General features: G+C 69.6%; 27 protein-coding genes. 4 read left to right on the top strand and 23 right to left on the bottom strand.

Annotated elements, in window-relative coordinates; genetic code table 11:
* Positions 1 to 64 precede the first annotated feature (64 nt).
* Positions 65 to 217, bottom strand: coding sequence for a hypothetical protein (locus tag BLQ63_RS28515; RefSeq protein WP_177154975.1), 153 nt, complete (start codon positions 215 to 217; stop codon positions 65 to 67).
* A gap of 216 nt (positions 218 to 433) precedes the next feature.
* Between BLQ63_RS28515 and BLQ63_RS16845 the strand changes: the two genes are divergently transcribed.
* Complete coding sequence (locus BLQ63_RS16845; RefSeq protein ID WP_143014962.1) at positions 434 to 817, top strand: hypothetical protein; 384 nt, start codon at positions 434 to 436, stop codon at positions 815 to 817.
* Between the two features lie 62 nt (positions 818 to 879).
* Here the strand turns inward: BLQ63_RS16845 and BLQ63_RS16840 are convergent, their stop codons facing one another.
* Both BLQ63_RS16840 and BLQ63_RS16835 read right to left on the bottom strand, forming a co-directional pair.
* Positions 880 to 2,103 (bottom strand): hypothetical protein, encoded by a 1,224-nt coding sequence (locus BLQ63_RS16840; protein WP_091037790.1) that lies wholly within the window; start codon positions 2,101 to 2,103, stop codon positions 880 to 882.
* Between the two features lie 77 nt (positions 2,104 to 2,180).
* Positions 2,181 to 2,960 carry an IclR family transcriptional regulator gene (locus tag BLQ63_RS16835; protein WP_091037787.1) on the bottom strand — a complete coding sequence of 260 codons (780 nt, stop codon included), beginning with the start codon at positions 2,958 to 2,960 and terminating at the stop codon, positions 2,181 to 2,183.
* A gap of 615 nt (positions 2,961 to 3,575) precedes the next feature.
* On the opposite strand from BLQ63_RS16835, the gene BLQ63_RS16830 reads away from it, so the two are divergent.
* Positions 3,576 to 4,748, top strand: a complete 1,173-nt coding sequence (locus tag BLQ63_RS16830; RefSeq protein WP_143014961.1) for an MFS transporter — start codon at positions 3,576 to 3,578, stop codon at positions 4,746 to 4,748.
* 77 nt (positions 4,749 to 4,825) lie between these two features.
* Positions 4,826 to 5,821, top strand: coding sequence for a polyprenyl synthetase family protein (locus tag BLQ63_RS16825; protein WP_245680996.1), 996 nt, complete (start codon positions 4,826 to 4,828; stop codon positions 5,819 to 5,821).
* Here the strand turns inward: BLQ63_RS16825 and BLQ63_RS16820 are convergent.
* From BLQ63_RS16820 to BLQ63_RS16805, 4 genes are read right to left on the bottom strand one after another with little or no spacing between them, the layout of a single operon-like run.
* On the bottom strand, positions 5,818 to 6,216 hold the full coding sequence (locus BLQ63_RS16820; RefSeq protein WP_218125307.1) for a type II toxin-antitoxin system VapC family toxin: 399 nt from the start codon (positions 6,214 to 6,216) through the stop codon (positions 5,818 to 5,820). The genes BLQ63_RS16825 and BLQ63_RS16820 overlap by 4 nt on opposite strands.
* On the bottom strand, positions 6,213 to 6,482 hold the full coding sequence (locus tag BLQ63_RS16815) for a type II toxin-antitoxin system Phd/YefM family antitoxin (RefSeq protein ID WP_091037777.1): 270 nt from the start codon (positions 6,480 to 6,482) through the stop codon (positions 6,213 to 6,215). Before BLQ63_RS16815 ends, BLQ63_RS16820 begins: the two co-directional genes overlap by 4 nt.
* Positions 6,483 to 6,521: 39 nt before the next feature.
* Complete coding sequence (locus BLQ63_RS16810; protein ID WP_091037775.1) at positions 6,522 to 7,106, bottom strand: acyl-CoA-like ligand-binding transcription factor; 585 nt, start codon at positions 7,104 to 7,106, stop codon at positions 6,522 to 6,524.
* Positions 7,084 to 8,616 (bottom strand): MFS transporter, encoded by a 1,533-nt coding sequence (locus BLQ63_RS16805; protein ID WP_091037773.1) that lies wholly within the window; start codon positions 8,614 to 8,616, stop codon positions 7,084 to 7,086. The genes BLQ63_RS16810 and BLQ63_RS16805 overlap by 23 nt, the downstream gene beginning before the upstream one ends.
* Positions 8,617 to 8,929: 313 nt before the next feature.
* Between BLQ63_RS16805 and BLQ63_RS16800 the strand changes: the two genes are divergently transcribed.
* Entirely contained in the window at positions 8,930 to 9,478 is a 549-nt protein-coding gene (locus BLQ63_RS16800; RefSeq protein WP_091037771.1) for a hypothetical protein, read from the top strand.
* A gap of 54 nt (positions 9,479 to 9,532) precedes the next feature.
* On the opposite strand, the gene BLQ63_RS16795 is transcribed toward BLQ63_RS16800, so the two are convergent.
* From BLQ63_RS16795 to BLQ63_RS16720, 16 genes are all read right to left on the bottom strand, one after another.
* Entirely contained in the window at positions 9,533 to 9,820 is a 288-nt protein-coding gene (locus BLQ63_RS16795; RefSeq protein WP_091037769.1) for a hypothetical protein, read from the bottom strand.
* The gene (locus BLQ63_RS16790; RefSeq protein ID WP_091037767.1) at positions 9,820 to 10,386 is read right to left on the bottom strand and encodes a hypothetical protein; all 567 of its coding nucleotides are present in this window, start codon (positions 10,384 to 10,386) and stop codon (positions 9,820 to 9,822) included. The genes BLQ63_RS16795 and BLQ63_RS16790 overlap by 1 nt, the downstream gene beginning before the upstream one ends.
* Before the next feature lie 160 nt (positions 10,387 to 10,546).
* Complete coding sequence (nuoN, locus tag BLQ63_RS16785) at positions 10,547 to 12,100, bottom strand: NADH-quinone oxidoreductase subunit NuoN (protein WP_091037765.1); 1,554 nt, start codon at positions 12,098 to 12,100, stop codon at positions 10,547 to 10,549.
* Positions 12,093 to 13,637: an NADH-quinone oxidoreductase subunit M gene (locus tag BLQ63_RS16780; RefSeq protein WP_091037764.1), complete on the bottom strand. Its 1,545-nt coding sequence runs from the start codon at positions 13,635 to 13,637 to the stop codon at positions 12,093 to 12,095. Before BLQ63_RS16780 ends, nuoN begins: the two co-directional genes overlap by 8 nt.
* Positions 13,634 to 15,535 (bottom strand): NADH-quinone oxidoreductase subunit L, encoded by a 1,902-nt coding sequence (gene nuoL / locus BLQ63_RS16775; RefSeq protein WP_091037762.1) that lies wholly within the window; start codon positions 15,533 to 15,535, stop codon positions 13,634 to 13,636. The genes BLQ63_RS16780 and nuoL overlap by 4 nt, the downstream gene beginning before the upstream one ends.
* 10 nt (positions 15,536 to 15,545) lie before the next feature.
* Positions 15,546 to 15,845, bottom strand: a complete 300-nt coding sequence (gene nuoK / locus BLQ63_RS16770) for an NADH-quinone oxidoreductase subunit NuoK (protein ID WP_091037760.1) — start codon at positions 15,843 to 15,845, stop codon at positions 15,546 to 15,548.
* 40 nt (positions 15,846 to 15,885) lie between these two features.
* Positions 15,886 to 16,668: an NADH-quinone oxidoreductase subunit J gene (locus BLQ63_RS16765; protein ID WP_245680995.1), complete on the bottom strand. Its 783-nt coding sequence runs from the start codon at positions 16,666 to 16,668 to the stop codon at positions 15,886 to 15,888.
* Entirely contained in the window at positions 16,665 to 17,246 is a 582-nt protein-coding gene (gene nuoI, locus BLQ63_RS16760; protein WP_091037759.1) for an NADH-quinone oxidoreductase subunit NuoI, read from the bottom strand. Before nuoI ends, BLQ63_RS16765 begins: the two co-directional genes overlap by 4 nt.
* Positions 17,247 to 18,563 (bottom strand): NADH-quinone oxidoreductase subunit NuoH, encoded by a 1,317-nt coding sequence (gene nuoH, locus BLQ63_RS16755; protein ID WP_091037757.1) that lies wholly within the window; start codon positions 18,561 to 18,563, stop codon positions 17,247 to 17,249.
* On the bottom strand, positions 18,560 to 21,019 hold the full coding sequence (locus tag BLQ63_RS16750; protein ID WP_091037756.1) for an NADH-quinone oxidoreductase subunit G: 2,460 nt from the start codon (positions 21,017 to 21,019) through the stop codon (positions 18,560 to 18,562). The genes nuoH and BLQ63_RS16750 overlap by 4 nt, the downstream gene beginning before the upstream one ends.
* Position 21,020: 1 nt before the next feature.
* The gene (gene nuoF / locus BLQ63_RS16745) at positions 21,021 to 22,271 is read right to left on the bottom strand and encodes an NADH-quinone oxidoreductase subunit NuoF (protein ID WP_091038032.1); all 1,251 of its coding nucleotides are present in this window, start codon (positions 22,269 to 22,271) and stop codon (positions 21,021 to 21,023) included.
* 77 nt (positions 22,272 to 22,348) lie between these two features.
* Entirely contained in the window at positions 22,349 to 23,047 is a 699-nt protein-coding gene (nuoE, locus tag BLQ63_RS16740) for an NADH-quinone oxidoreductase subunit NuoE (protein ID WP_091037755.1), read from the bottom strand.
* A complete protein-coding gene (locus tag BLQ63_RS16735; protein WP_091037754.1) occupies positions 23,044 to 24,378 on the bottom strand; it encodes an NADH-quinone oxidoreductase subunit D in 1,335 nt (444 codons plus the stop codon). Before BLQ63_RS16735 ends, nuoE begins: the two co-directional genes overlap by 4 nt.
* On the bottom strand, positions 24,375 to 25,073 hold the full coding sequence (locus BLQ63_RS16730) for an NADH-quinone oxidoreductase subunit C (RefSeq protein ID WP_091037753.1): 699 nt from the start codon (positions 25,071 to 25,073) through the stop codon (positions 24,375 to 24,377). Before BLQ63_RS16730 ends, BLQ63_RS16735 begins: the two co-directional genes overlap by 4 nt.
* On the bottom strand, positions 25,070 to 25,705 hold the full coding sequence (locus BLQ63_RS16725; protein ID WP_091037751.1) for a NuoB/complex I 20 kDa subunit family protein: 636 nt from the start codon (positions 25,703 to 25,705) through the stop codon (positions 25,070 to 25,072). Before BLQ63_RS16725 ends, BLQ63_RS16730 begins: the two co-directional genes overlap by 4 nt.
* A gap of 11 nt (positions 25,706 to 25,716) precedes the next feature.
* Positions 25,717 to 26,076, bottom strand: a complete 360-nt coding sequence (locus BLQ63_RS16720) for an NADH-quinone oxidoreductase subunit A (RefSeq protein ID WP_091037747.1) — start codon at positions 26,074 to 26,076, stop codon at positions 25,717 to 25,719.
* Position 26,077: the final 1 nt, after the last annotated feature.

The raw sequence follows: 26,077 nt of genomic DNA, 5'->3' as shown, positions 1-26,077 counted from the left end.
GGCCGACCCCCGCGGGGGTCGGCCCTTCCGCTTCGCTAGACGGCATGGACCTGCACCAGCGAGCTCAGCGGCTCGAACAGTCATCGCTACGCTCGTAGGGGTCGCTCAGTTCGGTGTCGAAGGCTTCGTCCAGGTCGGCGCGCAACCGGCGGTAGTCCAGAGGGGGCGTGCCCGCCATTCCCCGTTTCACCTTCTCCTTGATGATCGTCTCGCCCATAGACCGACGATACAGGCGATGTGGCACATCGCCACGAACCACTACGTCAGTGCGGCGGCCCGTGGACACGATCCGCGGGCGGCAATGCTTTCCGGGAACGGTGCGGGAGGACACCTGTCCATTGAGGCAACCGGTGTGACGCAGGGAACGTCCTCCCACCGCGAAGTCATCTCGACACCATCGAGGTGATCGCTTGCGGTACAAGGAGGAACACGCATGATCAAGCGTTGGACAATGCGCCTGGGGCTCACGCTCGCCCTCGGCGTCACGGTGCTGCTGAGCACCACCAGCCCGGCCTTCGCGGGCAACACGCTGCTGCTGCTCTCGGACATCGACGGCCGGCAGGTCGCGCACATGGTCCACGTGGACGACGGCGACGTCTTCAAGATCTACGACGACCAAGCCGACGGCTACGGGCCCGAGGGGTGCCTCCAGGTGTACACGCCGACACACGGCTGGGCCACGCTGCGGTGCGAGCACAACGGGGCCGGCGACGGCAACCCGGTGAGCTTCAACTACAACGTGCTCGAACTCGTCGCCTACCGGATGCGCCTGTGCCACGCCATCGCCGGGTGCTCCTACCAGGGGTTCACCGAGTAGCGGTCCCGGTGGCCTGCGAACGTCGGTCCGCAGGCCACCGCTGAGCACTCGGTTGCGGTGGCTCAGCCCCCGATGACCTCTTGGGCCGTCTCGAGGATGCCGCGGATCTGGTCCTGCCAGGCGTACACCGACGTCTCGATCGACAGGTAGTACTCGTTCTGCGTGTCGGCCCACGCCTGCGCCGCCGTCTCGCGGTAGCCCGTCTCGTCGCCGCACTCGGCGAGCTCGACGGCGAACGCGATCTCGAAGGCCTTCTTGCCCTCGTAGTCGGACGGGGCGTCGCCGGGCAGGTCCGGGTGCTCGTGGACGTCCACCTCGCCGTCGTACAGCTCGTAGAGGTAGTCGGAGATCGGCAGGGAGCCCTCCTCGTCGAACTCCCAGCCGGGGCGGCCGTGCTCGGCGAGGCAGTCGACCAGCTCGCCCTGGACCGCGGCAAGCCGCTCGCCGTAGAGGACGTCGAACTCCTCGTAGACCGCGAAGTCGTCCACGGGGTTCACCGGGACCCAGGTCCAGACCGCCGTGCGGTCCGCGTCGCCCTCGCCCTCGGAGTCCACGACCAGCTGCAGGTCGTCGTAGAGGGCGTCGATCATCTCGCGCTGGCAGCCGCCCGGTTCGGCCTGCACGTAGTCGAAGTCGCCGCCGAGCTCGATCTCGCCGTCGGTGGCCTCGCCGCCGGAATCCGGCCGGTCCTCGCCGATCAGGTAGCCGTTCTCCTGCGCGGCGGCCTCCTCGCCCCAGTAGGCGACGTACCAGTCGTACTGCTCCTGGGGACTGAGCGCCTCGAACGCGCTGTTGTCGGGCATCGCGCCCCCACCCCCGTCGCCCGAGGCCATGGCCTCCTCCGCCGAGGGGTCGATGCCCTGGTGCTCGTAGTAGGCCTCGAGGGCGTCGTCGGACTGGCCCTCGTCGCTGTACGCCCAGTGGCCGAGGCCGAACTCGGCGGCCTCCTCGACCTCGGGAATCCAGTCGCCCCAGTCGTCGGCGCCGAACAGCGCGTCCTGCTCCGCGGGCTCGCCGGCCGTGAACCAGAACTGGTCGTGGACGGTGAAGCCCTGGAGCTCCATGCAGTTCTTGATGATCCGGATCTCGGCGCTCTCCAGTTCGTACTGGAGCCGGGCGCTCTCGTTGACCATGTCGACCAGGCGCGGCCCGTCGAACTCCTCCCCCGCGCCGGCGGGCTCGCCGTCACCGCCGGCCGCGTCGGCTCCGGAGTCGTCGGAGCAGGCGGCCGTGGCCGCCAGGATGACCGCGAGGCCGATCAGGCCCGCGGTGGTGGTCCGCTGCATCGGAAGGCTGTCCTCTCAGAAGGGGTCGGTACTTCGACCCCCTCAGTACGCGCGCCCGATGCGGCGGGGTTGCCCGGCTAGAGCAGCGGTTGGAGTTCGGCGGCGGCCTCGCGCAGGCGCTGGGTGAGGATCGGCCAGGTGTTGCGGAGGTCCTCCAGGGGCAGCGCGACGGCGAAGACGATCCGCTCGGCCGGGGCCTCCCCTTCGCGGATCACGACCCCGGCGCAGGCCACGTCCTCTTTGAACTGGCCGATCTCGGCGTACACGCCGGACTCGCCGTAGACGGCGAGGTCGTACTCGAACGCGTCGGGCTCGGTGAGGGTGTGGCCGGTGAACTTGCGCATCCCGGCGGACCGCAGGAAGCGGGCCCGGTCCATCGGCTGGAGCGTCGCCAGGAGGGCCTTGCCGAGCGCGGTGGCGTGGGCGCCGTCGTCGAAGCCGACGATGAGGTCCTCCACGTGCGGGCTCTTGTTGCCCTCGATGACGTCGGTGACCGCGGGGCGGCCCTCGACGAAGCGCGCCACGAAGGTCGAGTAGCCCGTCTCGGTCGACATGCGGCGCATGTACTGCCCGCAGGTGCTCGGGCCCGCCATCGCGCGCGTCAGCTCGGAGTACCGGTCGGAGACCTCCAGGCCCAGGGAGTAGCGGCCCTCGTCGTCGCGGCGCAGGTAGCGCTCGTAGACGAGGGTCCGCAGCAGGTTGTAGGCGGTGGCCCGGTTGAGGCCGCACTCGAACGCGATGCGCGGCGCGGAGACGCCGTCCGCGTGGCGGCCGACGAGCTCCATGATGCGCAGCGCCCGCTGGACGCTCTGGATCATCTTGGTCGGTTCGGCCTGCGCCGGATGTATTCCGGCCATTTTGGGGGCCTTGATATTCGGTCGATCGGGCCTGGAGCGCCCCACGCGCGAGCGCGCGCCGGACTCGCCCGGGTCGCCCCTGCGCGACTCGTCTCCTGGTCGCCGCTGCTCCACCATGCCGCCGCTCCAATTGCCGCCGTTGACCCGAAGGCTCGGCGCCGGGTCCGGCACCGGCCAGGTCGGCCGTGATCTAACTATATAAACAACAGCCGGTTGCGTCACCGTCGCATTCAAGGCAGTATCTATGTGTCAGCACCGTTCGCGCACCGGCTTGCCGGTCGCGGACAACCCGCGGCGGCGGCGTCGAGTCCCCACCAAACTTCCTCGTCGCCTCCGCGGACATTCGAATAACCGAAACGCGGCGGCTCCCTCCCACCAGGGCCGCCGCGTTTCGTCTCCCCCGCAAGGGGAAGGGCTGATCGCGGACGGAACCGGGGCGGGGAACGACTGGGTGACGCGGTCTTCTGAAGCCCGAAATGCGAGGCCGAGTCCACCGTCGCACACGCTGTGTGGTCGCGTCAAGACGGTTCACCCGTACTGGCTACGCATAGCGCTAAATCCCTGTATGTGAACAGGATCTGGGACGATTCGGCCGCTTGGAGTACGGTTGCCGACGTGCCCACCGCCACCGCAGCCCCCACGGCCCCCAGGACTTCCACGACCGTCGTGACCGCCATGAGCGTCCAGGTCGCCGCCGTCCTCCCGCTGTTCCTCTTCGGCGGGCTCGCCGTCCAGGTCTCGGGCGAACTGGGCATGAGCGTCAGCGCGATCGGCCTGGTCTCGGGGCTCTACTTCGCGGTCTCCGCACTCACCACAGTGCCCTCGGGGCGCCTCGTCGACCGGTTCGGCGCGCTCATCACGGCGAGGATCGCCGTCGCGCTCTCGGCCGCGGCGATGCTCGGGATCGCGGCCTTCGCGCACCACCCGGCGGTCTTGACGGCGTTCATGATCCTGTGCGCGCCCGCGAACGGGCTCGGCCAGCTCGCGTCCAACACGGTGCTCACCGAGTGGGCGCCCATGGGCCGCAGGGGACTCCTGTTCGGCGCCAAGCAGGCGTCGGTGCCGCTGTGCATCATGCTCGGCGGGCTCAGCGTCCCGGCCGTGGCGCTGACCCTCGGATGGCGGTGGGCGTTCGTGCTCGGCGCCGCCCTGGTCCTGCTCGCGCTCATCCCGCTCGCCGGGCTCGGCAAGCCCGCGGTGCGGCCCAAGAAGGCCGACGCCAGGGGCTTCGACCTGCGGCTGCTGCTGTTCGCCGCCGCCACCTGCCTCGGCGCCTCGGCGGCCACGCCGATCGGCTCGTTCCTGACCACGTACACCGTGGACATCGGCGGGTCCGAGCGCTACGCGGGGCTCGTGCTGACGATCGGCGGCATCGCGGGCATCATCGGCCGCACCGGCTTCGGCGCGATCGCGGACTTCCGCAAGGGCGGCGAGTTCGGCATCATCGCGCTCATGCTCGTCGGCGGCGCGGCCGGCCTCGCGACGTACCTGTTCGAACTGCCGTGGCTGCTGCCGCTGGGCACCGTCGCGGCCTACGCGCTCGGCTGGGCCTGGCCGGGGCTGATGAACCACGCCGTGACCCAGCGGTACCCCGACGCTCCGGCGCTGGCGACCTCGGTGACGCAGACCGGGATCTTCCTCGGCGGCGCCGTCGGGCCGATCGGCTTCGGACTCCTCGTGGACCACCACGGGTGGGCCGCGGGCTGGATCGCGACGATCGTCGCGATGGGCCTGTCGGCCCTGTTCATCGTCGCGGGAAGCCTCGCCTACAAGCGGGCCCGGCATTGACGATCCTCATTGCGGCGCGGACGACTCCCAGTTCCCGTGCCGTCTCAGCCGCAGCGGCCACACGATAAGGTGAGGCCGTGGTGACCACCCGACGCTCCCAGACAGCGCTGACCTTTACCGACGAGGCCTTCGCCGAGTCGATGCAGGCCTCCCTCGACCTCGTCGAGGAGCGCCTGCTCAAAGCGGTCGACACCGACCAGCCGCTGCTGCGGCAGTCCGGGTCCCACCTCATCCGCGCCGGCGGGAAGCGGTTCAGGCCGATGCTGACGCTCGCGTGCGCTCACCTGGGAGACCCCAACCGCCCCAACATCCTCGAGGCCTCGGTCGGGCTGGAGCTGACGCACCTGGCGACGCTCTACCACGACGACGTCATGGACGAGGCGCTCATGCGCCGCGGCGCCCCGAGCGCGAACGCCCGCTGGGACAACTCGGTCGCGATCCTCACCGGCGACTACCTGTTCAGCCAGGCCGCGCAGATCATGTCCGAACTGGGCACCGAGGCCGTGCGCCTCCAGGCCGCGACGTTCGCGCGGCTCGTGCGCGGGCAGATCAACGAGACCATGCCCAGGCCCGACGGGATCGACGCCGTCGAATGGCACCTGGAGATCCTCTCGGAGAAGACCGGGTCGCTCATCGCCACGTGCGCCAAGTTCGGCGCGTGGCTCTCGGGCGCCGACGAGCGGACCATCGCGACGGCCGAGGAGTTCGGCGAGGTCATCGGGGTCGCGTTCCAGATCGCCGACGACATCATCGACATCACCTCCGACTCGTCGGGGAAGACGCCGGGCACGGACCTGCTCGAGGGCATCCCGACGCTGGCGGTGCTGTACGCGCTCGCGGGCGGCGAGGAGCAGGACGCGCGGCTGAGGGAACTCGTCGCGGGCCCCGTGGCGGAGGAGGACCTGCCCGAAGCGCTGGCGCTGCTGCGCGGTTCGAAGGCGATCGGGCAGGCGAAGGCCACGCTGCACCAGTACCAGGAGCGGGCCAGGACCCTCGCCGAGTCGCTGCCCGAAGGCCACGCCCAGAAGGCCCTGGTCGACATCTGCGACTACATGATCGAACGCGACGCCTAGACCGCGATGACCCGCAGAACCGACTCCAATCCCTTGAAGTCGGCGGGATTGCGGGTGTACAGCGGCAGCTCATGAACCGAGGCGACGGCTGCGATCATCAGATCCATTTGTCGCGGTTTCGGTGAGCGCCCTTGGTCAACCGTCATTGCCGCGAGCGTCCCGAACCTGCTGGCCGCTTCGGCATCGTAAGGGAGCGGGTCGAACTGGTCGATCGCGGTATTGAGAACCTCCAACCGGAGAGCGCGCTTAGTAGCGGTGGTGGCCATCGCGACACCCTGGTGGAGCTCGGTCATGCTGATCGCGGTCAGCTCAGAGATCGCGGGGAGCAGCCCGAGATCGATTTCGGTCAGATCGATGAACGTACAGGTGTCGAGCACACCACGAGGCTCGGTCACCGTCGCTCCCACGGATCGTTGTCACCAAGGCGGTTCTCGCCGAAGAACTCGTCCGCTTCGGTGCGCATCTCCGCGTAGTCGAGTTTCGGCACCCGCCGAAGCTTCTCAACCAACTCGGCAGTGGTGAGCTTGCGGCGGCGGTTGCGTGGGCGGACCTCCGCGACCTCGACACCGTTGCGGGTGATCACGAAGGTCTGGCCGTGCTCGACCGCGTCCATGATCGCGGCGGAGTTGTTCCGCAGTTCGCGTTGAGTAATGGTCTCCATACTAAAATCGTAGCACCGCGTGTCACGGCGCGCTACAGGTTAGAGCGGGACTCCCGCTTCGAGGTGGACGAGGCAGCGGTCCATGACCGCGACCAGGTCCTCGTCGCCCGCGTGGGCCCAGGTGTCGATCGCGACGATCCAGGAGGCGACGACCATCGCCGTGAAGTGGCGGACCTCCAGGTCCTCCGGCGAGCGGCCCGACCGCTCGGCGACCATCGCTGCGAGCAGGCGCTCGGTGGCGGTGGTCTGCTGGAGCTGCCGGGCGCGCAGGGCCGGAACGGCGAAGATCAGTCTGACCCTGCGGCGGATGCGTTCGAAGTCCTCGGCGGTGAACTGCGCGAACAGGTCGGCGAGCACCGCGCGCAGCGCTTCGAGCGGCGGCGCGTCGGCGGGCTGGGATTCGAAGACCCGCACGATCATCGGGTCGTACTCGTCCTGCACCACCACGTCCTCCTTGACCGGGAAGTAGCGGTAGAAGGTCGAAGGGGAGACCCCGGCGGCCTCGGCGATCTGCTCGATCGTGGTCGCGTCGTAGCCCTGCTCGTCGAACAGGCGCAGGGCCTCCCCCTGGATTCGGTGCAGGGTCTCGATCTTCTTGCGCTCACGCAGCCCGGGACGGTTCATGCTGCGATTGTCCCTCGTCCGCGGACGGGGCCACCCGCTTGGGGAACTTCAGCCCCGCCGCGACCTTGACGGCCCCGGCGAGCACCGCGCAGACCAGGAACACCGCGAACATCGCATCGGTGAACGCGCCGTTCGCGGCCTCGGCGATCCCCGGTGCGCCGAGCGCCTCGGCGACGGCGGCCGCTCCCGCGACCGAGTCCTCGGCGGCCCGCTCGGCATCGGCCGGGAGCGGCGGCAGGTCGAGTTCGGCGCGGTAGACGCTGGAGGCGATCGAACCGAGGACGGCGACGCCGACCGCGCCGCCGGTCTGGCGCATCGTCTGCATCAGCGCCGAGCCGACGGCCGCGCGCTCGGGGGGCAGCGCGGCGAGGACCGCGTCCGTCGCGGGGACGAGCGACATGCCGAAGCCCGCGCCGAGGACGGCGAGCCAGGTCGCGGCCAGCCCGTAGCTCGAGCCGGGGTCGGTGAGCAGCGCGATCAGGCAGCCGGCGGCGGTGAGCCCCAGTCCGCACACGATGGCGGCCCGGTGCCCGAAGCGCTCGGCCACGCGTTCGGAGGCCAGGCCGCCGACCATGAGGCCGCCGATCATCGGCAGCAGCCGCAGCCCGGTACCGAAGGCGCTGTGGCCCTCCACGATCTGGAGGTACTGCGGCACGAGGAACAGCGCGCCCATCATGAGCATCGAGGCCGCGGTGGCGACGATCGAGCCCCACAGGAACGCCCGGTCGCGGAAGAGGCCGAGGTCGACCATCGGGGCGCCGGACCGCAGCTGCGAGACGGCGAACGCCGCGATCAGGAGGAGGCCGCCGATGCCGCCGACGAGCGTGGGCGCGGAGGTCCAGCCTTCGACGGGCGCCTCGATGATCCCGTACACGAACGCGCCGAGACCGAGCACGGCCGCGAGGGTCGCGAGCGGCTGGAGGCGGGGCGCGCTGCGGTCGGTGGACTCGGGCAGGAGCACCGCGATCGCGATGAAGCCGAGGACGAGCAGCGGGACGTTGATGAGGAACACGGAGTTCCACTCGTAGTGCTCCAGGAGCCAGCCGCCCAGGAGCGGCCCGAGCGGCAGGCCGATCGCCATGCCGGCGGTCAGGAACGCGATGGCGCGGGTGCGCTCGGCGCCGCTGAACATCGAGGGCACGACGGCCATCGAGACGGGCATGACCACGGCGGCGCCGACACCCATGAGGGCGCGGGCGGCGATGAGCATGCCGACGGAGTCGGCGAACGAGGCGAGCGCGCAGGCGGCGGCGAAGATCGCGAGTCCGGCGAGGAGGACCTTCCTGCGGCCGAGCCGGTCGCCGAGCAGGCCCGCGGGCAGGAGCAGGGCCGCCAGCGCCACGAGGAACGAGTCGACGATCCACTGGAGGTCGGCGGTGGAGGCGTCGAGATCGACGGCGAGGGTCGGCAGGGCGACGTTGAGGATCGTGACGTCCAGGCCGACGACGAGGAGGCCGAAGAAGAGCGCGAAGAGGGCCCACCAGCGGCGGCGGGCGGATACGGGTGTCATGGTCTCTCATTTCTGGAAGTAGCTATCATTTGACAGTAACTTTCAGAATTATGGCTGTCAAGGGCCCGGGAACCGGGCGCGGCGACCGGCTCCGAGGGGGCGGTCGGGCCGTCCGGGACCGGTTCCGGGCATGCGGCTGTGTTCCCGGCCGCACCGCCTGCCTGGAGGTGGACGAGATTCGCTATCGTTCAAAGCGCCGTCGCTCCCCAGGGCGCGGCAGTTGTTCGTCCCCCCGGCCGCCGGGCGCTCCGCCGCCCCACCTCGCCGGGCGACACTCTCCGGCGCGCGGCACCGCCGCCGAGAAGGGAGCGCAGTGCGACCCAAGCTCACCGGGCCCTCTGCCAAGCCGAAGACCGTCCTCGCCGCCCAAGGCGTGATCTGGCTCCAGTTCGCCGCGATCGTGCTCGTCTACTCGATCGGCGTGCGGTTCCTGTTCGACGCGACCAGATCCGAGTCCAGCCACGAGACGATGCTCGACATCGTCAGCGGCATCGGGCTGGAGAACGCGGTGACGATCCTCCTCAGCGTCGCCATCACCGTCTCGATGCCGTTCATCGCGATCCGCCTGGGGCAGCGCCGCGCGCACGCGGTCAGGGCCGCGTGGTGGGCGCTGGCGATCGTGCCGTTCGCGATGTACCTGTGGATCCTCGGCCGGGCGTACTTCGCGACGTTCCCCGACGAGGCCCCGTTCTTCCTGAGCGCCGCCGCGATGCTGGTGGTGTGCGGCTCGTTCCCGACCGCGACGCTCCTGCTGCTGCGAGCGCGGGGCGCGAGGGCCTGGTTCGCCGCCGAGGTCCTGTTCGAGGAGATCGACCGCGAGCTGTCGGACACGGCGGAACTCGAATCGGTCGAAGCCGCCTAGAGCGCTGCCGAGGGGCCGCGAGGAGCGAATGCTCCTCGCGGCCCCTCGCCGTCTTCAGCTCCAGAACGCGCGCGGCCCCAAGGCGCCCCAGATGCCCAGCACGCGAATCACCAGGTAGCACACCACCATCGCGGACACTCCCTTGACGAACCCCTTCAGTTGGAGACGATCGGTCTCCTCCTTCACCTCGTGAAGCCGCTCGTCGGTGAGCGCCGAGATGCGCCACTCCAGCTGCTCACGGGCCTGCTCGTGCTCGAAGCACACACGGTTGAGGCGCCGGATCTCGGCAACGAGATCGTCAGTCGAGTGCTCCTCGAGCGGCGCATAGGGATCGATCACCACTAGGCGGTCCCGTCGACGGCCGTTTCAAGGCCGGCGTGCAGCTCTTCGAGATGCCCGCTCGTCGCAAGGAACTCGGCCATGGAGGTCGCGGTCATGACGCAGTCCTCCCCGGCGATCGGCCCGCAATCTGCACGCTGCACCGTTCCAGGTTCGAACCGCACCAGAATCTCGAGAACATAGAAGTCGCCGAGCAGCACCGCGGTCGCCATCACCCGCTGCTCCGACTTCACCGTGGGAGTCTCCTGGGCGGTGATGCGCGAAGCCTGCCAGGCCGAGTCGGCACCGAGTTCGGTCGAGTAGTCGATCTCGGCGTCGCTGAACCGCTCGGGAGTGTAGAAGGCGAAGTCGTGGTAGCGCTCGAAGGAGGTCTCGGTCGTCGCATTGCGAAGCAGCAGATGGTAGTCGGTGAAGTAGGCGTTCATCTCCTCTGAGACACCGCCGTTCTCCATGTTCTCACCGGCGTCGACCACCTTCTCGCTGAGTTCGGCGTAGGCAGTGGCGATGGTCGGCACGGCGTTCTGTGCGACTTCTCTGGTGGCTTCAGGGTCGAAGTTTCTGTCGCCCAAGGCGGGATCTCCTCTGCGTCAGGGGTTGGCGCATTGGCGACTTCAGGGGCGAATCGGGCCAATGCGGAGCAGTACTCATAGTAGCGGAGCGCTCCCGTTGCCGCGGTACGCGAAAAGCCGCCGGAGAGCCCTGCTCTCCGGCGGCTTTCCTGTTGGCGTGCTAGGTGTTCAGGAAGGTGCTCGCCTGGTCGACGATGTCGAGTAGGAAGCCGGGGGCCACGCCGAGGACCAGGGTGGCCGCCACGCCCACGGCGACCACGCTTCCGGCCATCGGGCTCGGCAGGTTGACCGTCGGGGCGTCCGGTGCGGGCTCGTTGAGCCACAGCAGGACCACCACGCGCAGGTACGGGAACGCCAGGATCGCCGAGGACACCACGCCCACGATCACGAGGCCGACCTCGCCGGCGCCGAGGGCGTCGGCGAACAGGCCGAACTTCGCGGTGAACCCGCTCGTGAACGGCAGGCCCGCGAGCGCCAGCATGAGGACCGTGAAGACCGCGGCGGTGCCCGGGGACTTCTTGCCGAGCCCGGCCCAGCGCGACAGGTGCGTCGCCTCCTCGTCGCCGTCGCGCACGAGCGAGACGACGGCGAACGCGGCGATCGCGGTGAAGCCGTAGGCGGCCAGGTAGAACATCGTCGAGCCGACCGCGTCGCCGAGGGTGATGATCCCGATGAGCAGGTAGCCCGCGTTCGCGATGGAGCTGTAGGCGAGCAGGCGCTTGATGTTGCGCTGCGTGACGGCGAAGATCGCGCCGCCGAGCATCGTCGCGATCGCGATGATCGTGAGGATCATGTGCCAGTCCCAGGCCGAGGACTCCAAGCCCACGTTGAAGACCCGCAGCAGCCCGCCGAAGGCCGCGACCTTGACGCACGCGGCCATCAGGGCGGTCACCGGCGTCGGCGCGCCGGTGTAGACGTCCGGGGTCCACATGTGGAACGGGACGGCGGCGGCCTTGAACAGCATGGCGACCGCGAGCATGGCGACGCCGATGTACAGCAGCAGCCGCGGCTGGCCCGAGGAGACGCCCGCCTGGTTGATCCCGGCGAGGTCCACGGTGCCGGCGAAGCCGTAGAGCATCGCCATGCCGTAGACGTAGAACGCCGAGGCGAACGCGCCCAGGAGGAAGTACTTCAGGGCCGCTTCCTGGCTGATGAGGCGGCGGCGCTTGGCGAGGCCGCACAGCAGGTACAGCGGGAGGCTGAACATCTCGAGGGCGACGAACATGGTGAGCAGGTCGCCGGCGACGACGAACATCATCATGCCGACGACCGCGAACAGCGTCAGCGGGAAGATCTCCGTCGCGCCGTCCTCGCGCTGCTGGGACCTGTCGGCCGCCGAGTCGGCGACCACCGCGGCCTCGGCGACGAAGTCGCCGCCCCTGGTGGTGCGGCGCTCCGCGAGCAGGAGCACCGCGATGACCGACAGGACCGCGATCGTGCCCTGGAGGAACAGTCCGGGACCGTCGAGGACGACGGAGCCGAGGTCGGTGCCCTCGATGGAGAACGCCGCACTGGCCTTGCCGCGGTTGAGGATCACGGCCACCAGGGCCGCGAGGAGCGCCGCGACCGCGAGGGCGGTCTGGACGACGAGCCGCCGGGCCCTGGGCACGGCGGCCTCGACCAGGAGTCCGCCGAAGGCCGCCGCGAACACGATGATCATGGGGGCCAGGCCGGCCCAGTCGATCTGGAGCCCGGCTTGCTGGGCCTCATTCATTGCTGACTCCTTCAGCGGCGGGCAGTTCTGCCTGTTCACCGGAGATGAACAGGAGCGTGTTGTCGACGGCGGGCTCGACGGCGTCGATGAGCGGCTGCGGGTAGAAGCCGAAGCCGAGGATCGCGATCACCAGCGGCGCGACGAGGACCTTCTCGCGCAGCGTCAGGTCGCGCTTCATCGCGGGCACCTCGTCGAGCGCCGGGTTGCGGTCGCCCTGCATGGTGCGCTGGTACATCCACAGGACGTACGCGGCGGCGAGGATGATCCCGAGGGCCGCCAGGACCGCGACGGGCTCGTTCTCGCTGAAGGCGCCGAACAGGACCAGGAACTCGGAGATGAACGGCGCGGTGCCCGGCAGCGAGAGCGAGGCGAGCCCGGCGAACAGGAAGATCCCGGCCAGGAGCGGCAGGGTCTTGGCGGCCCCGCCGTAGTCGGCGATCTGCGCCGAGCCGCGGCGGATCGCGAGGAACCCGACGACGATGAACAGCAGGCCCGTGGCGAGGCCGTGGTTGAACATGTAGAGGACCGCGCCGGTGGCCGAGGCCTGCGTGAACGCGAAGATCCCGATGCCGATGAACCCGAAGTGCGCGATCGACGTGTAGGCGACCAGGCGCTTGAGGTCGGTCTGCCCGATGGCGACGAACGCCGCGTAGAGCACGCCGATGACGCTCATGCCGATCACCCACGGCGCGAACGTCTGCGTCGCGTCCGGGAACAGCGGGATGCAGTAGCGCAGGATCGCGAACGTGCCGATCTTGTCCATCACGCCGACCAGGAGCGCCGCGACCGCGGCCGGGGCCGCCCCGCCCGCGTCCGGGAGCCAGGTGTGGAACGGGAAGAACGGGGCCTTGATCGCGAAGGCGATGAAGAAGCCGAGGAACAGCCAGTTCTGGAGCGACCCGGCCTCCATCGGCTCGGCCGCGACCAGCGTCTGCCAGTCGAAGACGCCGCCCGAGTGGACCCACAGGCCGATGACGGCCACGAGCATGAACAGGCCGCCGACGAGCGAGTACAGGAAGAACTTGACCGCCGCGTACTGCTTCTTCGGGCCGGTGCCGTAGGAGCCGATGAGGAAGTACATCGGCACGAGCATCGCTTCGAAGAAGAAGTAGAACAGGAGCACGTTGGAGGCCAGGAAGGTCGCCAGCATGGCCGCTTGGAGCGCGAGGATCAGCGCGAAGAACGCCGGGACCGAGCGCTTGACGGCGTCCAGGTCCCTCCAGGCGGCGAGCATCGCGATGGGCGTGAGCCCGGCGGTCAGGGCGACCAGGAGCAGCGCGATGCCGTCGACCCCCCACGACAGGCTCAGGTCCCAGGCCTCGATCCACGTGTAGGACTCGGTGAACTGGAGCCAGGGGGCGCCTGCCGAGTAGTCGAAGCCGAAGGCCACCAAGGCGGTGAGGACGGCGACGAGGCCGGAGACCGCGAGCGCGGTCCATTTGGCCGCGCCCGCGTTCTCGCGCTTGATCGACGCGACGACCACGGCCCCGATCAGGGGCACGGCGACCAGCGCCGACAGCAACGGGAGTTCGTTCATTGGACGACCACCACCATGAGCGCGGCCACCACGATGACGGCGCCGGACAGAATGGACAGGGCATAGGAGCGGACGAATCCGGTTTGGAGCTGGAGGAGCCTCCGAGAAGTGCCGCCGATCGCGGCCGAGAGGCCGTTGACGGCGCCGTCGACGACGCGTCCGTCCATGGAGACGGTCGCGCCGGCGACCAGTCGGCTCGGGCGCTCGAAGACGCCGCGGTTGACGACCTCGCCGCCGAGGTCGGCGCGCGCGAAGCGGACCGGCCAGGAGGCGGCCCGCGGCACTTCCTCGGTGCCGCCGCGGAACAGGAACCAGCCCAGTGCCGCACCGAGGACCACCACGGCGGTGGTGGCGATGGTGACCTGCATGTGGGTCAGGTGCCCGTGGGCCTCATGGTGCTCCCCGAAGACCGGGGTGAGCCAGGTGGTCACGGGGCTGGCCATCAGGCCGCCGGCCGCGAGCGAGCCGAGGCCGAGGAGGACGAGCGGGCCGGTCATGATCGCCGGGGACTCGTGCGGGTGCACGTCCTCGGTCCATCGCCTGGGCCCGTGGAAGGTGAGCACGAACAGGCGCGTCATGTAGAACGCGGTGAGCGCGGCGCCCAGGAGCGCGGCGCCGCCGACGACCCAGCCCTGCCAGCCTTCGCGGGCGAACGCCGAGGCGATGATCGGGTCCTTGGTGAAGTAGCCCGAGAACGGGAACAGGCCGATGATCGCGAGCCACCCGGCGGCGAACGTGGCGTAGGTCCACGGCATGACCCGCCACAGGCCGCCGAAGCGGCGGATGTCGGTCTGGTCGTTCATGGCGTGCATGACCGAGCCGGAGCCGAGGAACAGGCCGGCCTTGAAGAAGCCGTGCGCGAGCAGGTGGATGATGCCGAGCGCGAACGCCCCGCCGCCGAGGCCGACCGCGAGGAACATGTAGCCGATCTGGGAGACCGTGGACCAGGCGAGGACGCGTTTGATGTCGTCCTTGGCGCAGCCGACGATCGCCCCGAAGAGCAGGGTCAGCGCCCCGACCACGACGACGACGGTCTGCACGTCCGCGTTGAGGCTGAAGATGACGTTCGAGCGGGCGATCAGGTAGACGCCCGCGGTGACCATGGTGGCCGCGTGGATGAGGGCCGAGACCGGGGTCGGGCCCTCCATGGCGTCGGGGAGCCAGGTCTGGAACGGGAACTGGCCGGACTTGCCGCAGGCCGCGGCGAGCAGCAGCAGCCCGAGCGCGAGGCTCGTTCCCGTGGACAGGGACTCGGCGCCGTTGAACACGGTCGCGAAGTCCACGCTGCCGAGCGCGCCGATCATGACGAACATCGCCAGGAGGAAGCCGACGTCGGCGACCCGGTTGGTGAGGAAGGCCTTCTTGCCGGCGGTCGCGGCGGACGGCTTGAGCTGCCAGAACGCGATGAGGAGGTAGGAGGCGAGGCCCACGCCCTCCCAGCCGATGAAGGTCATGAAGTAGTTGCCGCCCAGCACGAGCACGAGCATCGCGGCGGCGAACAGGTTGAAGTAGGCGAAGAACTTCCGGCGTCCCGCGTCGTGCGCCATGTAGCCGATGGCGTAGACGTGGATGAGGAAGCCGACGCCGGTGATGAGCAGGCAGAAGACCGCGCTCAGCGGGTCGAAGAGCAGGCTCGCGTCGATCTGGAGGTCCCCGACCGAGATGATCGTGAACAGGTCCAGGTGGGCGCTCTTGTCGTCGAGTCCCGCAAGGGAGGCGAAGAGCGCCAGGGCCAGGGCGAAGGCGGCGCCGATGGTGGCGGTGCCGAGCCAGTGGCCCCACTTGTCGGCGCGGCGGCCCGCCAGGAGCAGGACCGCGGCGCCGAGCGCCGGGAGCGCGATGAGCGCCCACGTCCAGGCGAGCGCGCCGGTCGCGGGCGCGTACGAGATGTCGTGCACGGTGTCCCCTCTAGGCCTTCAGGAGGTTGGCGTCGTCGACGGAGGCGGAGCGCCTCGACCGGTAGATGGCCATGATGATCGCCAGGCCGACGACGACCTCGGCGGCGGCGACGGCCATGACGAAGAACGCCATGACCTGGCCGTCGATGGTGCCGCTGGTGCGCGCGAAGGTGACCAGGGTCAGGTTCCCGGCGTTGAGCATGAGCTCGACGCACATGAACACGACGATCGAGTTGCGCCGCACCAGGACGCCGACGGCGCCGATGCAGAACAGGGCGGCGGCGAGGATGAGGTAGTACTCGGGGTTCATCGTCCGCGCCTTTCAGCGGGGGCGCAGTGGTGCTGCGGGCTCATGCGTCCTTCCCTTCCGTGTGCTTCGGCGCGGTCTCGGCGGCGGTGAGCTGGCGCGGCGGGACGTACGGCGAGAGGCTCGCCGGTTCCACGGTCCCGTCGGGTCGCAGCGCGGGCGTCGCGGTCGAGTCGGAGGTGGCGAACACGCCGGGGCCGGGCCGGGGCCCGGGGTAGACGCCGGGAGCGAACCGCTCGCGGCTGTGCTCCTTCTGCCCCTTGTGGCCGCCCTTCTTCGCGACGTGCGCGAACATGAGGGCGCCGACCGCGGCGACGGTGAGGACGCCGGAGACGACCTCGAAGGGGAACAGGTAGGTCGAGAACAGCGCGTCGGCGATCGCCTCGACGTTGGACTGGGCGCCGGTGGCCCAGGCGGCCTGCTCGGCCGGGACGACCAGGCCGGAGACGGCCCGGGCGAGGCCGGAGGTCAGGAGCGCGGCGAGGCCGATGCCCAGGCAGATCGCGAGGAGCCGCTGGCCCCTGAGCGTCTCGAACATGGAGTCCTTCGAGTCGCGCCCGAAGAGCATGAGCACGAACAGGAACAGCATCATGATCGCGCCGGTGTAGACCATGATCTGCACGAAGCCGAGGAACGGCGCCGACAGCATGATGTAGAAGACCGCCAGGCACATCATGGTGACGGCGAGCATGAGCGCCGCGTGGATCGCCGAGCGGGCCAGGACGAGGCCGATGGCCCCGCCGAGCGCGATCGGCGCGAGGATCCAGAAGAAGACCGCCTCGCCCATCGAGGCGTTCTGCGCGACGGTCTGGGCCAGGTCGATCACTCGTGCCCCCTCTTGGCTGCGCCCTCTTTGGTCTGCGCGAGCATCTCGGACAGCGAGAACTCCGCGCCCTCGCTCGCGCCCGGGTTGACCGGGCCCGAGTCGTAGTAGGCCTTCTCGCTGTCGCCCAGGCGCATCGGGTGCGGCGGCTGCTCCATGCCCTCCAGGAGCGGCGCGAGCAGCTCCTCCTTGGTGAAGATGAGGTCGCGGCGGTCGTCGCGGGCCAGCTCGTACTCGTTGCTCATGGTGAGCGAGCGGGTCGGGCAGGCCTCGATGCACAGGCCGCAGAAGATGCAGCGCGCGTAGTTGATCTGGTAGGTCTTGGCGTACCGCTCGCCGGGCGAGAACCGCTCGGCCTCGGTGTTCTCCGCGCCCTCGACGTAGATCGCGTCGGCCGGGCAGGCCCACGCGCACAGCTCGCAGCCGATGCACTTCTCGAGGCCGTCGGGGTGGCGGTTGAGCACGTGGCGGCCGTGGAAGCGAGGCTGGAGCTTCGAGGGCTCCTCGGGGTAGTCGACCGTCACCTTCGGCTTGAACATGTGCGAGAAGGTGACACCGAAGCCCTTGGCGAAACCGGACATCTACTCATCCCCCTTTTCACTGGATGCGGTGCCCGAACCGTTGATCGGTGCTGGAGCGGTGGCCGGCTCGAGTTCCTTGAGGGCCCGCGGGTTCGGCGGGACGGCGAGGTCGAGCGGCGGCACGGGGAAGCCGCCGACGCCCGCGTCGGGCTCCGCCGGGACCTCGTACTGCTTCCGGCTGGGCCAGAAGAAGATCAGGGCCATCACGGCGATGGCCGCGCCCCCGGCGAACGCGATCCGGGTCGGCAGGTCGTTCGCGGTGTCGAGCCCGATGTTCATGGCCGCCAGGACCATGAGCCACACCAGGGAGACCGGGACGAGGACCTTCCAGCCCAGGCGCATGAACTGGTCGTAGCGCAGCCGCGGAAGCGTGCCGCGCAGCCACACGTAGAAGAACAGGAACGCCAGGACCTTCCCGAAGAACCACACCAGCGGCAGGTAGCCCTCGTTCGCGCCGGGCCACCACGAGTTCGGGAACGGCGCGGCCCACCCGCCCAGGAAGAGCGTCACGGCCAGGGCCGACATCGTGATCATGTTGACGTACTCGGCCAGGAAGAACGAGGCGTACTTGAGGCTGGAGTACTCGGTCGCGAACCCGGCCACCAGCTCCGACTCGGCCTCGGGGAGGTCGAACGGGGCGCGGTTGGTCTCGCCGACCATCGCGATCACGAAGATCACGAAGCTCGGCGCCAGGACGATGAAGTACCAGCCCGGCAGCGTGATGTCGAGGCCGCCGATGGACATCGGCAGCCCTTCGGCCTGCGCCTCGACGATCGCGCCGGTCGACATCAGCTTCGACTGGAAGAACACGGTGAGCACGGCCAGGCCCAGCGCGATCTCGTACGAGATCACCTGCGCCGCGGCCCGCAGCGAGCCCAGGAGCGAGTAGGCCGAGCCGGAGGCCCAGCCCGCGAGCACGATCCCGTAGACGCCCAGGGCCGAGCAGGCCAGGATGACCAGCACGCTCACCTCGAAGTCGGTGAGCTGCAACGCGGTCTCGACCCCGAACATGTTGACCTCGGGGCCCATCGGGATCACCGAGAACGCGGTGAACGCGCAGGTGACCGCGATCATCGGGGCCGCGATGAAGATGACCTTGTCGGCCGTCCGCGGCATGATGTCCTCTTTGAACGCGAGCTTGAGCGCGTCCGCGAGCGACTGGAGCAGGCCGAAGGGCCCGTTCCGGTTCGGCCCCGGCCGCACCTGCATGATCGCGACGACGCGGCGCTCGAACCAGATGGTGAAGATCACCAGCAGGACCAGCATCACGAAGACGAGGACGCCCTTGACGAGCATCAGCCAGATCGGATCGTTCATGAGTTGACCGCCTCCACAGATTCCCCGGCGGACTCGGCCGGGCGCGGCACGTTCGGGTAGGCGCGGATCGTGACCACATCGCCCGAGCCCGCGCCCAGGTGGCGGTAGATCCCGCGACCGGGTGCGTTCTGCGGCAGCCAGACCACGCCCTCGGGCATGGCCGTCACCGCCAGGGGCAGCGTGATCCCGCCGATCGCCGTGGCGACCGTGACGCCCGAGCCCTCGGTCGCGCCGATCGCCTTCGCGGTGGCCGCGCTCAAGCGCACCACCGGGTCGGGAGCGCAGCCCGCCAGGTGCGGGTTGTTCTCCTGCATCGAGCCGCCGTCCAGCAGCTGGCGCCACGTGGCGAGGACCGCCTTGCCGTCTTCAGTGGCGTGGGCCGGACGGTCGGAGCTCCACTCGGGGGCCTCCTGGCGCGTGATCGGGTCGGGCAGGCCGGCCAGTTCGGCGCGGACCGTGCGCGTGTCGGACAGGCCCAGTTCGACGCCCATCGCCGAGGCGAGGGTGTCGAGGACCGCGTGGTCGCTCATCAGGTCCGAGTCGATCACGGTGTCGAAGGTGCGCAGGCGCCCTTCCCAGTCGAAGTAGGCCCCGGCCTTGCCGGTGACCGGCGCGACCGGCAGGATCACGTCCGCGACGCGGGTGACCGCCGAGTGCCGGATCTCCAGGGAGACCACGAAGCGGGCCGCGTACAGCGCCGCCTCGACCGCGGGGGCGTCGGCGAAGTCGTACGGGTCGACGCCGCCCACCAGGAGCGCGTCGATCTCGCCGTCGGCGGCGGCCTGGAGGATGTCCCAGGCGCCGCGCCCGTCGCCGCCAGGAAGCGCCTCGACGCCCCAGTACTCGGCGAGCTGCTCGCGGTCGGCCGCGTAGGAGGCGAGCCCGCCGCCGGGCAGGAGCCCGGGCAGGCAGCCCGCTTCGACCGCGCCGCGGTCCCCGGCGCGCCGGGGGATCCAGGCCAGGCGCGCGCCGGTGGCGCGGGCGAGGCGCACGGCCGCGGAGAACGCGCCCTCGACGGTGGCCAGGCGCTCCCCGAGGAGGATCACCGCGCCGTCCTCCGAGAGCGCGTCGCGGACGTAGCCGCCGTTCTTCCAGCCGTCGAGGAGTTCGGCCTCCTCGCCGGGCAGGGCCTCGATGAGGTTCGCGTCGAGCTTGCGGGTGCCGCGGGTCGCGAACGGCGCGACCACGTGGACCCGCTGGCCGTTGGAGCGCACCGCTTTGCGCATGCGCAGGAACGCGATCGGGCACTCCTCCTCGACCTCGAGGCCGACGGTGAGGACCACGGGGGCCTGCTCGAGGCCCTCGTAGGTGACCGCGCCGCTGGAGGGGTAGACCCCGGCGACGGCGTGGGCGAGGAACTCGGACTCCTCGGTCGAGTGCGGGCGCGAGCGGAAGTCGACGTCGTTGGTGCCCAGGGCGACCCGCGCGAACTTCGCGTACGCGTAGGCGTCCTCGACGGTGAGGCGCCCGCCGGGGAGGACCCCGACGCTCGCCCGGTTCTCCGAGGCGCTGGCGAGGCCGGCGGCGGCCCGGCGCAGGGCCTCGGGCCAGGAGGCTTCACGCAGGGAGCCGTCGGGTTCGCGGACCAGCGGCTTGGTGATGCGGTCGGCGGCGTCGGCGTAGGAGTGGGCCCAGCGGCCCTTGTCGCAGTTCCACTCCTCGTTGACCGCGGCGTCCTCGCCCGCGAGGCGCCGGAGCACCTTGCCGCGGCGGTGGTCGGTGCGCTGGGCGCAACCGGCCGAGCAGTGCTCGCACACGCTGGGGCTGGAGACGAGGTCGAACGGCCTGGAGCGGAACCGGTACTGGGAGCCGGTGAGGGCGCCGACCGGGCAGATCTGGACGGTGTTGCCCGAGAAGTAGGACTCGAACGGCTCGTCCTCGTAGACGCCGACCTGCTCGAGCGCGGAGCGCTCCATGAGCTCGATGAACGGGTCGCCGGCGACCTGGTCGGAGAAGCGGGTGCAGCGCGCGCACAGGACGCAGCGCTCGCGGTCCAGGAGCACCTGGGAGGAGATCGGCAGCGCCTTCTTGTAGTGGCGCTTGTCCTTGGCCTCCATGCGGGTCTCGGTGCGGCCGGTGCTCATCGCCTGGTTCTGGAGCGGGCATTCGCCGCCCTTGTCGCAGACGGGGCAGTCCAGGGGGTGGTTGATCAGGAGGAACTCCATGATCCCCTCCTGGGCGTCCTTGGCGACCTCGCTGGTGTGCTGGGTCTTGACGACCATGCCCTCCATGGCGGTGGTCGTGCAGGACGCGGCGGGCTTGGGCATCCCGCGCCCGTTGCCCATGTCGGGGACGTCGACCAGGCACTGGCGGCAGGCCCCGGCGGGCTCCAGCAGCGGGTGGTCGCAGAACCGGGGGATCTCGATGCCGAGCTGTTCGGCGGCCCGGATGATCAAGGTGCCCTTGGGGACCGTGATCTCGACGCCGTCGATGGTGAACGTGACTTGATCGGTCATGTCAGTGCGCTCCGATCTTCTCAGCGTCGAAGAGGGCGGGTTTGTGCCCCTCGATGTAGTCGAGGTAGTCCTGCCGGAAGAACTTCAGGGAGGAGGTGACGCAGGAGGTCGCGCCGTCGCCGAGGCCGCAGAAGGAGCGGCCCAGGAGGTTCTTGCAGGCGCTCTCCAGGAGCTTGAGGTCGCCGATCGACCCCTGGCCCGAGAGGATGCGCTCGTAGACGCGGACCATCCAGTAGTTGCCCTCGCGGCACGGGGTGCACTTGCCGCAGGACTCGTGGGCGTAGAACTTGATCCATCGCCAGCAGGAGACCACCGGGCAGTCCTGGTCGGAGAAGATCATGACCGCGGTGGTGCCGAGGATGGACCCGGCCTTGGCGACGTTGTCGAAGTCCAGCGGGACGTCGATCGAGTCGGCCGAGAGCATCGGGGTCGAGGATCCGCCGGGGGTGAAGAACTTGAGCTCGTGGCCGTCCTCCATGCCGCCGGCGAGTTCGATGAGCTCGCGCAGCGTGGTGCCCATGGAGCACTCGTACTGGCCGGGGCGCTTGACGCGGCCCGAGAGCGAGTAGATCATCGTGCCCGCGGCGTTCTCGGAGCCGAGGTCCTTCCACCACTGGGCGCCGCCGAGCACGATGTGCGGGACGGCGGCGATGGAGCCGACGTTGTTGATGCAGGTCGGCTTGTTGTAGAGCCCGTGGGTGGCCGGGAAGGGCGGGCGCAGCCTCGGCTGGCCCCGCTTGCCTTCCAGGGAGTCGAGGAGGGCGGTCTCCTCGCCGCAGATGTAAGCGCCTGCGCCGGAGTGGATCACGACCTCGAGGTCGAAGCCGGAGCCGAGGATGTCCTTGCCGAGGTATCCGGCCTCCTTGGCCTCGCGGACGGCGTTGCGCAGGCGCCGGGCGGCGTGGATCGCTTCGCCGCGGACGTAGACGAACGCGCGGGAGGCCTTGATGGCGTAGGAGGCGATGGCGATGCCCTCGATGAGCGAGTGCGGGTCGTTCATCATGAGCGGCAGGTCCTTGCAGGTGCCCGGCTCGCCTTCGTCGGCGTTGACGACGAGGTAGTGCTCCTGGCCGTCGTCGGGCACGAACTGCCACTTCATGCCGACGGGGAACCCGGCGCCGCCGCGGCCGCGGTGGCCGGACTCCTTCATGAAGGCGATGAGGTCGGCCTCGGCGTAGCCGAGGGCCTTGCGCAGGGCCTTGTAGCCGTCGAGCTGCTCGTAGACGTCGAGTTTCCATGCGCCCGGGGACATCCAGCGCTTGGTGACCACGGGCTTGAGCTTGTTGAGGACGTCCTCGCGGGGCCGCCTTGGACCGGGCACGGTTACGCTCACTTCGCTTCCTCGGGTTCTTTGGCGAGCAGGGGCGCGTCGGGTTCGCCTGCGGGCGCGGTGATGCCGGCTTCGGCGGCGAGGCGGGCCCCGGCGAGCGTCGCGTCGCCTTGGGCGTTGCCTTCGAGCCCGGCGGTGCGCTCCTCGTCGAACCCGGCCAGCTGGACCGAGAGTTCGCGCAGGGTGCACAGGGGCGCGCCGCGGGTGGGGATCGGGCGGCGCCCGTCCTTGAGTTCGCGGACCAGTTCGACGGCCTTGTCCTCGCCGTACTCGTCGAAGAACTCGTAGTTGACGGTGACGACGGGCGCGTAGTCGCACGCGGCCAGGCATTCGGCGTGCTCGAGCGTGATCTTGCCGTCGGGCGTGGTCTCGTTGTGCGCCACGTCGAGTTCGTCGCTGAGCGCGTCGAAGACCTTCTGCCCGCCCTTGGCCTGGCAGAGGGTGTTGGTGCACACCGAGACCAGCCAGTCGCCGGCCGGTTCGCGCTTGTACATCGTGTAGAAGGTCGAGACCGCCTGCACCTGGGCCTTGGTGATGTCGAGGACTTCGGCGCAGAAGGCGATGCCGGCGTCCGAGACGTAGCCGTCGTGGGACTGCACGAGGTGCAGCAGCGGCAGCAGCGCGGAGCGCTCGCGGCCTTCGGGGTAGCGCACGAGGATGGCCTCGGCCTGCTCGCGGATCTTCTCCGGGTAGTTCACCGGTCGCAACCTCCCATGACGGGGTCGAGCGAGGCGCCGCCGGCGATGACGTCGGCCAGGAGGCCGCCTTCGGCGAGCGCGGGGATCGACTGCAAGTTGATGAACGAGGGTTCGCGCATGTGGATGCGGAAGGGCCTCGTGCCGCCGTCGGAGACGGCGTGGATGCCGAGTTCGCCTCGGGGGGCCTCGATCGAGGTGTACACCTGCCCGGCCGGGACGCGGAAGCCCTCGGTGACGAGCTTGAAGTGGTGGATCAGGGCCTCCATCGACTGGCTCATGATGTGCCGGATGTGGTTGAGGCTGTTGCCCATGCCGTCGCCGCCGAGGGCGAGCTGCGCGGGCCAGGCGATCTTCTTGTCCTCGACCATGACCGGTCCGGGCTCGAGCTTGTCGAGGCCCTGGCTGATGATCTTGAGGCTCTCGCGGATCTCGGCGAGGCGGATGACGTACCGGGCCCAGGCGTCGGCGCCGTTGTGGGTCGGGACCTCGAAGTCGTACTCCTCGTAGCCGCAGTAGGGCATGGTCTTGCGCAGGTCCCAGGCGAGTCCGGCGGAGCGGAGCACGGGGCCGGTGACGCCGAGGGCGAGGCAGCCGGAGACGTCGAGGTAGCCGACGCCCTGGGTGCGCTCCTGCCAGATGGCGTTGCCGGTGAGCAGGCCCTCGTAGTCGTCGAGGCCCTTGGGCATGTAGTCGACGAAGTCGCGGATCATCTTGACGCCGTTGGCCGGGAGGTCCTGGGCGACGCCGCCGGGGCGGACGTAGGCCATGTTCATGCGCAGGCCGCAGACGGCCTCGAAGATGTCGAGGATGTACTCGCGGTCGCGGAAGCCGTAGATCATCATCGAGAGCGCGCCGAGCTCCATGCCGGTGGTCGCGAGGGCCACGAGGTGGGAGCTGATGCGGTTGAGCTCCATCATGATCACGCGGATCGTGTTGGCGCGCTTGGGCGCCTCGATGCCGAGGAGCTTCTCGACGGCGAGGCAGTAGGCGGTCTCGTTGAAGATCGGGGCGAGGTAGTCGGCGCGGGTGACGAACGTGGTGCCCTGCGTCCAGTTGCGGTATTCGAGGTTCTTCTCGATGCCGGTGTGCAGGTAGCCGACGATGGGCCGGACCGAGCGGACGGTCTCGCCCTCGAGTTCGCAGACCAGGCGCAGCACGCCGTGCGTGGACGGGTGCTGCGGGCCGAGGTTGACGATGAGGCGCTCTTCGGAGACCGGGTCGACCGAGGCGACGAGTTCGTCCCAGTCGCCGCCGGTGACGGTGTAGACGCGGCCTTCGGTGGTGTCGCGTTCTGCGGCGTACGCATCGGCGGCGTTCTCAGTGGCGGTCACTTGTAGGCCCTCCTCTCATCGGGAGGCGGGATGTGCGCCCCCTTGTATTCGACTGCGATGCCGCCGAGCGGGTAGTCCTTCCGCTGCGGGTGGCCCTCCCAGTCGTCGGGCATGAGGATGCGGGTCAGGTGCGGGTGGCCCTCGAAGACGACGCCGAACATGTCGTAGGCCTCCCGCTCCTGCCAGTCGGCGGTCGGGTACACGGCCGTGACCGACTGGACCGTCGGGTTGTCGAGGCCGACGGCGGTCTCGAGGCGGACGTTGCGCCGGTAGGTCATCGACGTCAGGTGGTAGACCACGTGGAGGCGGTTGCGCCGGTCCGGGTAGTCGACGCCGGAGACCGAGGCGCAGAACTCGAAGCGCAGGCTCTCGTCGTCGCGCATGGCCCGGCAGACCTCGGCGGTCCGGTCGGGCGCGATGTGGATGGTGAGTTCGCCGCGGTCGACGACCACCGCGCGGGTGACGTCGTCGCCGAGCAGTTCCCTGAGGGCGCCGACGATCTCGTCGAAGTAGCCGCCGAGCGGTTCGGGCGAGGACGGGATCTCCGCGGGGGTCGGCTCGGCGCGCACGAGGCCGCCGAAGCCGGAGGTGTCGCCGGTGTCGGCGACGCCGAAGAGCCCCTTGGGGCGCTGGACGCCGACGGGCTGGACCCCGTCGGGGGCCGAGCCGCCGGTTCCGGTCGCGTCGGCGCTCATCGCTTGGCCACCGCCTTCCGGATGCGCAGCTGCTCCTCGTCGCCGGCCTTGACCGCCTCGATCCACTCCTTCTTGCGCCGCTTGTCGAAGCGGTAGGAGGAGGGCATCGCGCCGGGCTTGACGAGCGGCTCGGGGAGGTCGGCGAGGGCCTGCTTGCGCTTGTCGCCCAAGGGCTCGTGCATGACCTTCTCGTGGAGCTTGAGGATCGCGTCGAGGAGCATCTCGGGCCGGGGCGGGCACCCGGGGAGGTACATGTCGACGGGGACGACGTGGTCGACGCCCTGGACGATCGCGTAGTTGTTGAACATGCCGCCGGAGGTGGCGCACACGCCCATCGACAGGACCCACTTCGGTTCGGGCATCTGGTCGTAGATCTGGCGCAGGACCGGCGCCATCTTCTGGCTCACGCGCCCGGCCACGATCATGAGGTCGGCCTGGCGCGGGGAGGCCCGGAAGACCTCCATGCCGAAGCGGCCGGTGTCGTAGCGCGCGGCGCCGGTGGCCATCATCTCGATGGCGCAGCAGGCGAGTCCGAACGTGGCGGGCCACATCGAGGACTTGCGCGTCCAGTTGATCAGGGCCTCGACGGTGGTGAGGATGATGCCTTGCGGGAGTTTCTCTTCTACACCCATGGTCGGTGCCTCTAATCCCAGTCCAGTCCGCCGCGGCGCCATTCGTAGGCGTAGGCGACGAACAGCGCGGCGATGAACATCAGTACGGCCCAGAACCCGAAGATCCCGAGCGCGTCGTGGTGGACCGCCCACGGCACGAGGAAGATGATCTCGATGTCGAAGACGATGAACAGCATGGCGGTGAGGTAGAACTTCACCGGGAACTTCGTGGGGCCCGCGGTCGTGGGCGCGGGCTCGATGCCGCACTCGTAGGGGTCGTATTTGGCGCGGTTCTTGCGGTGGGGCCCGGCGACGCGCGAGCCGACCACCGAGACGACGCCGAACCCGATTCCGATCGCGAACATGATGACGACCGGTACGTAGACTTCCATC

This window comes from Glycomyces harbinensis (assembly GCF_900101745.1).
GTDB lineage: Bacteria > Actinomycetota > Actinomycetes > Mycobacteriales > Micromonosporaceae > Glycomyces > Glycomyces harbinensis.
This window is presented reverse-complemented; position numbering and strand designations above follow the sequence as displayed.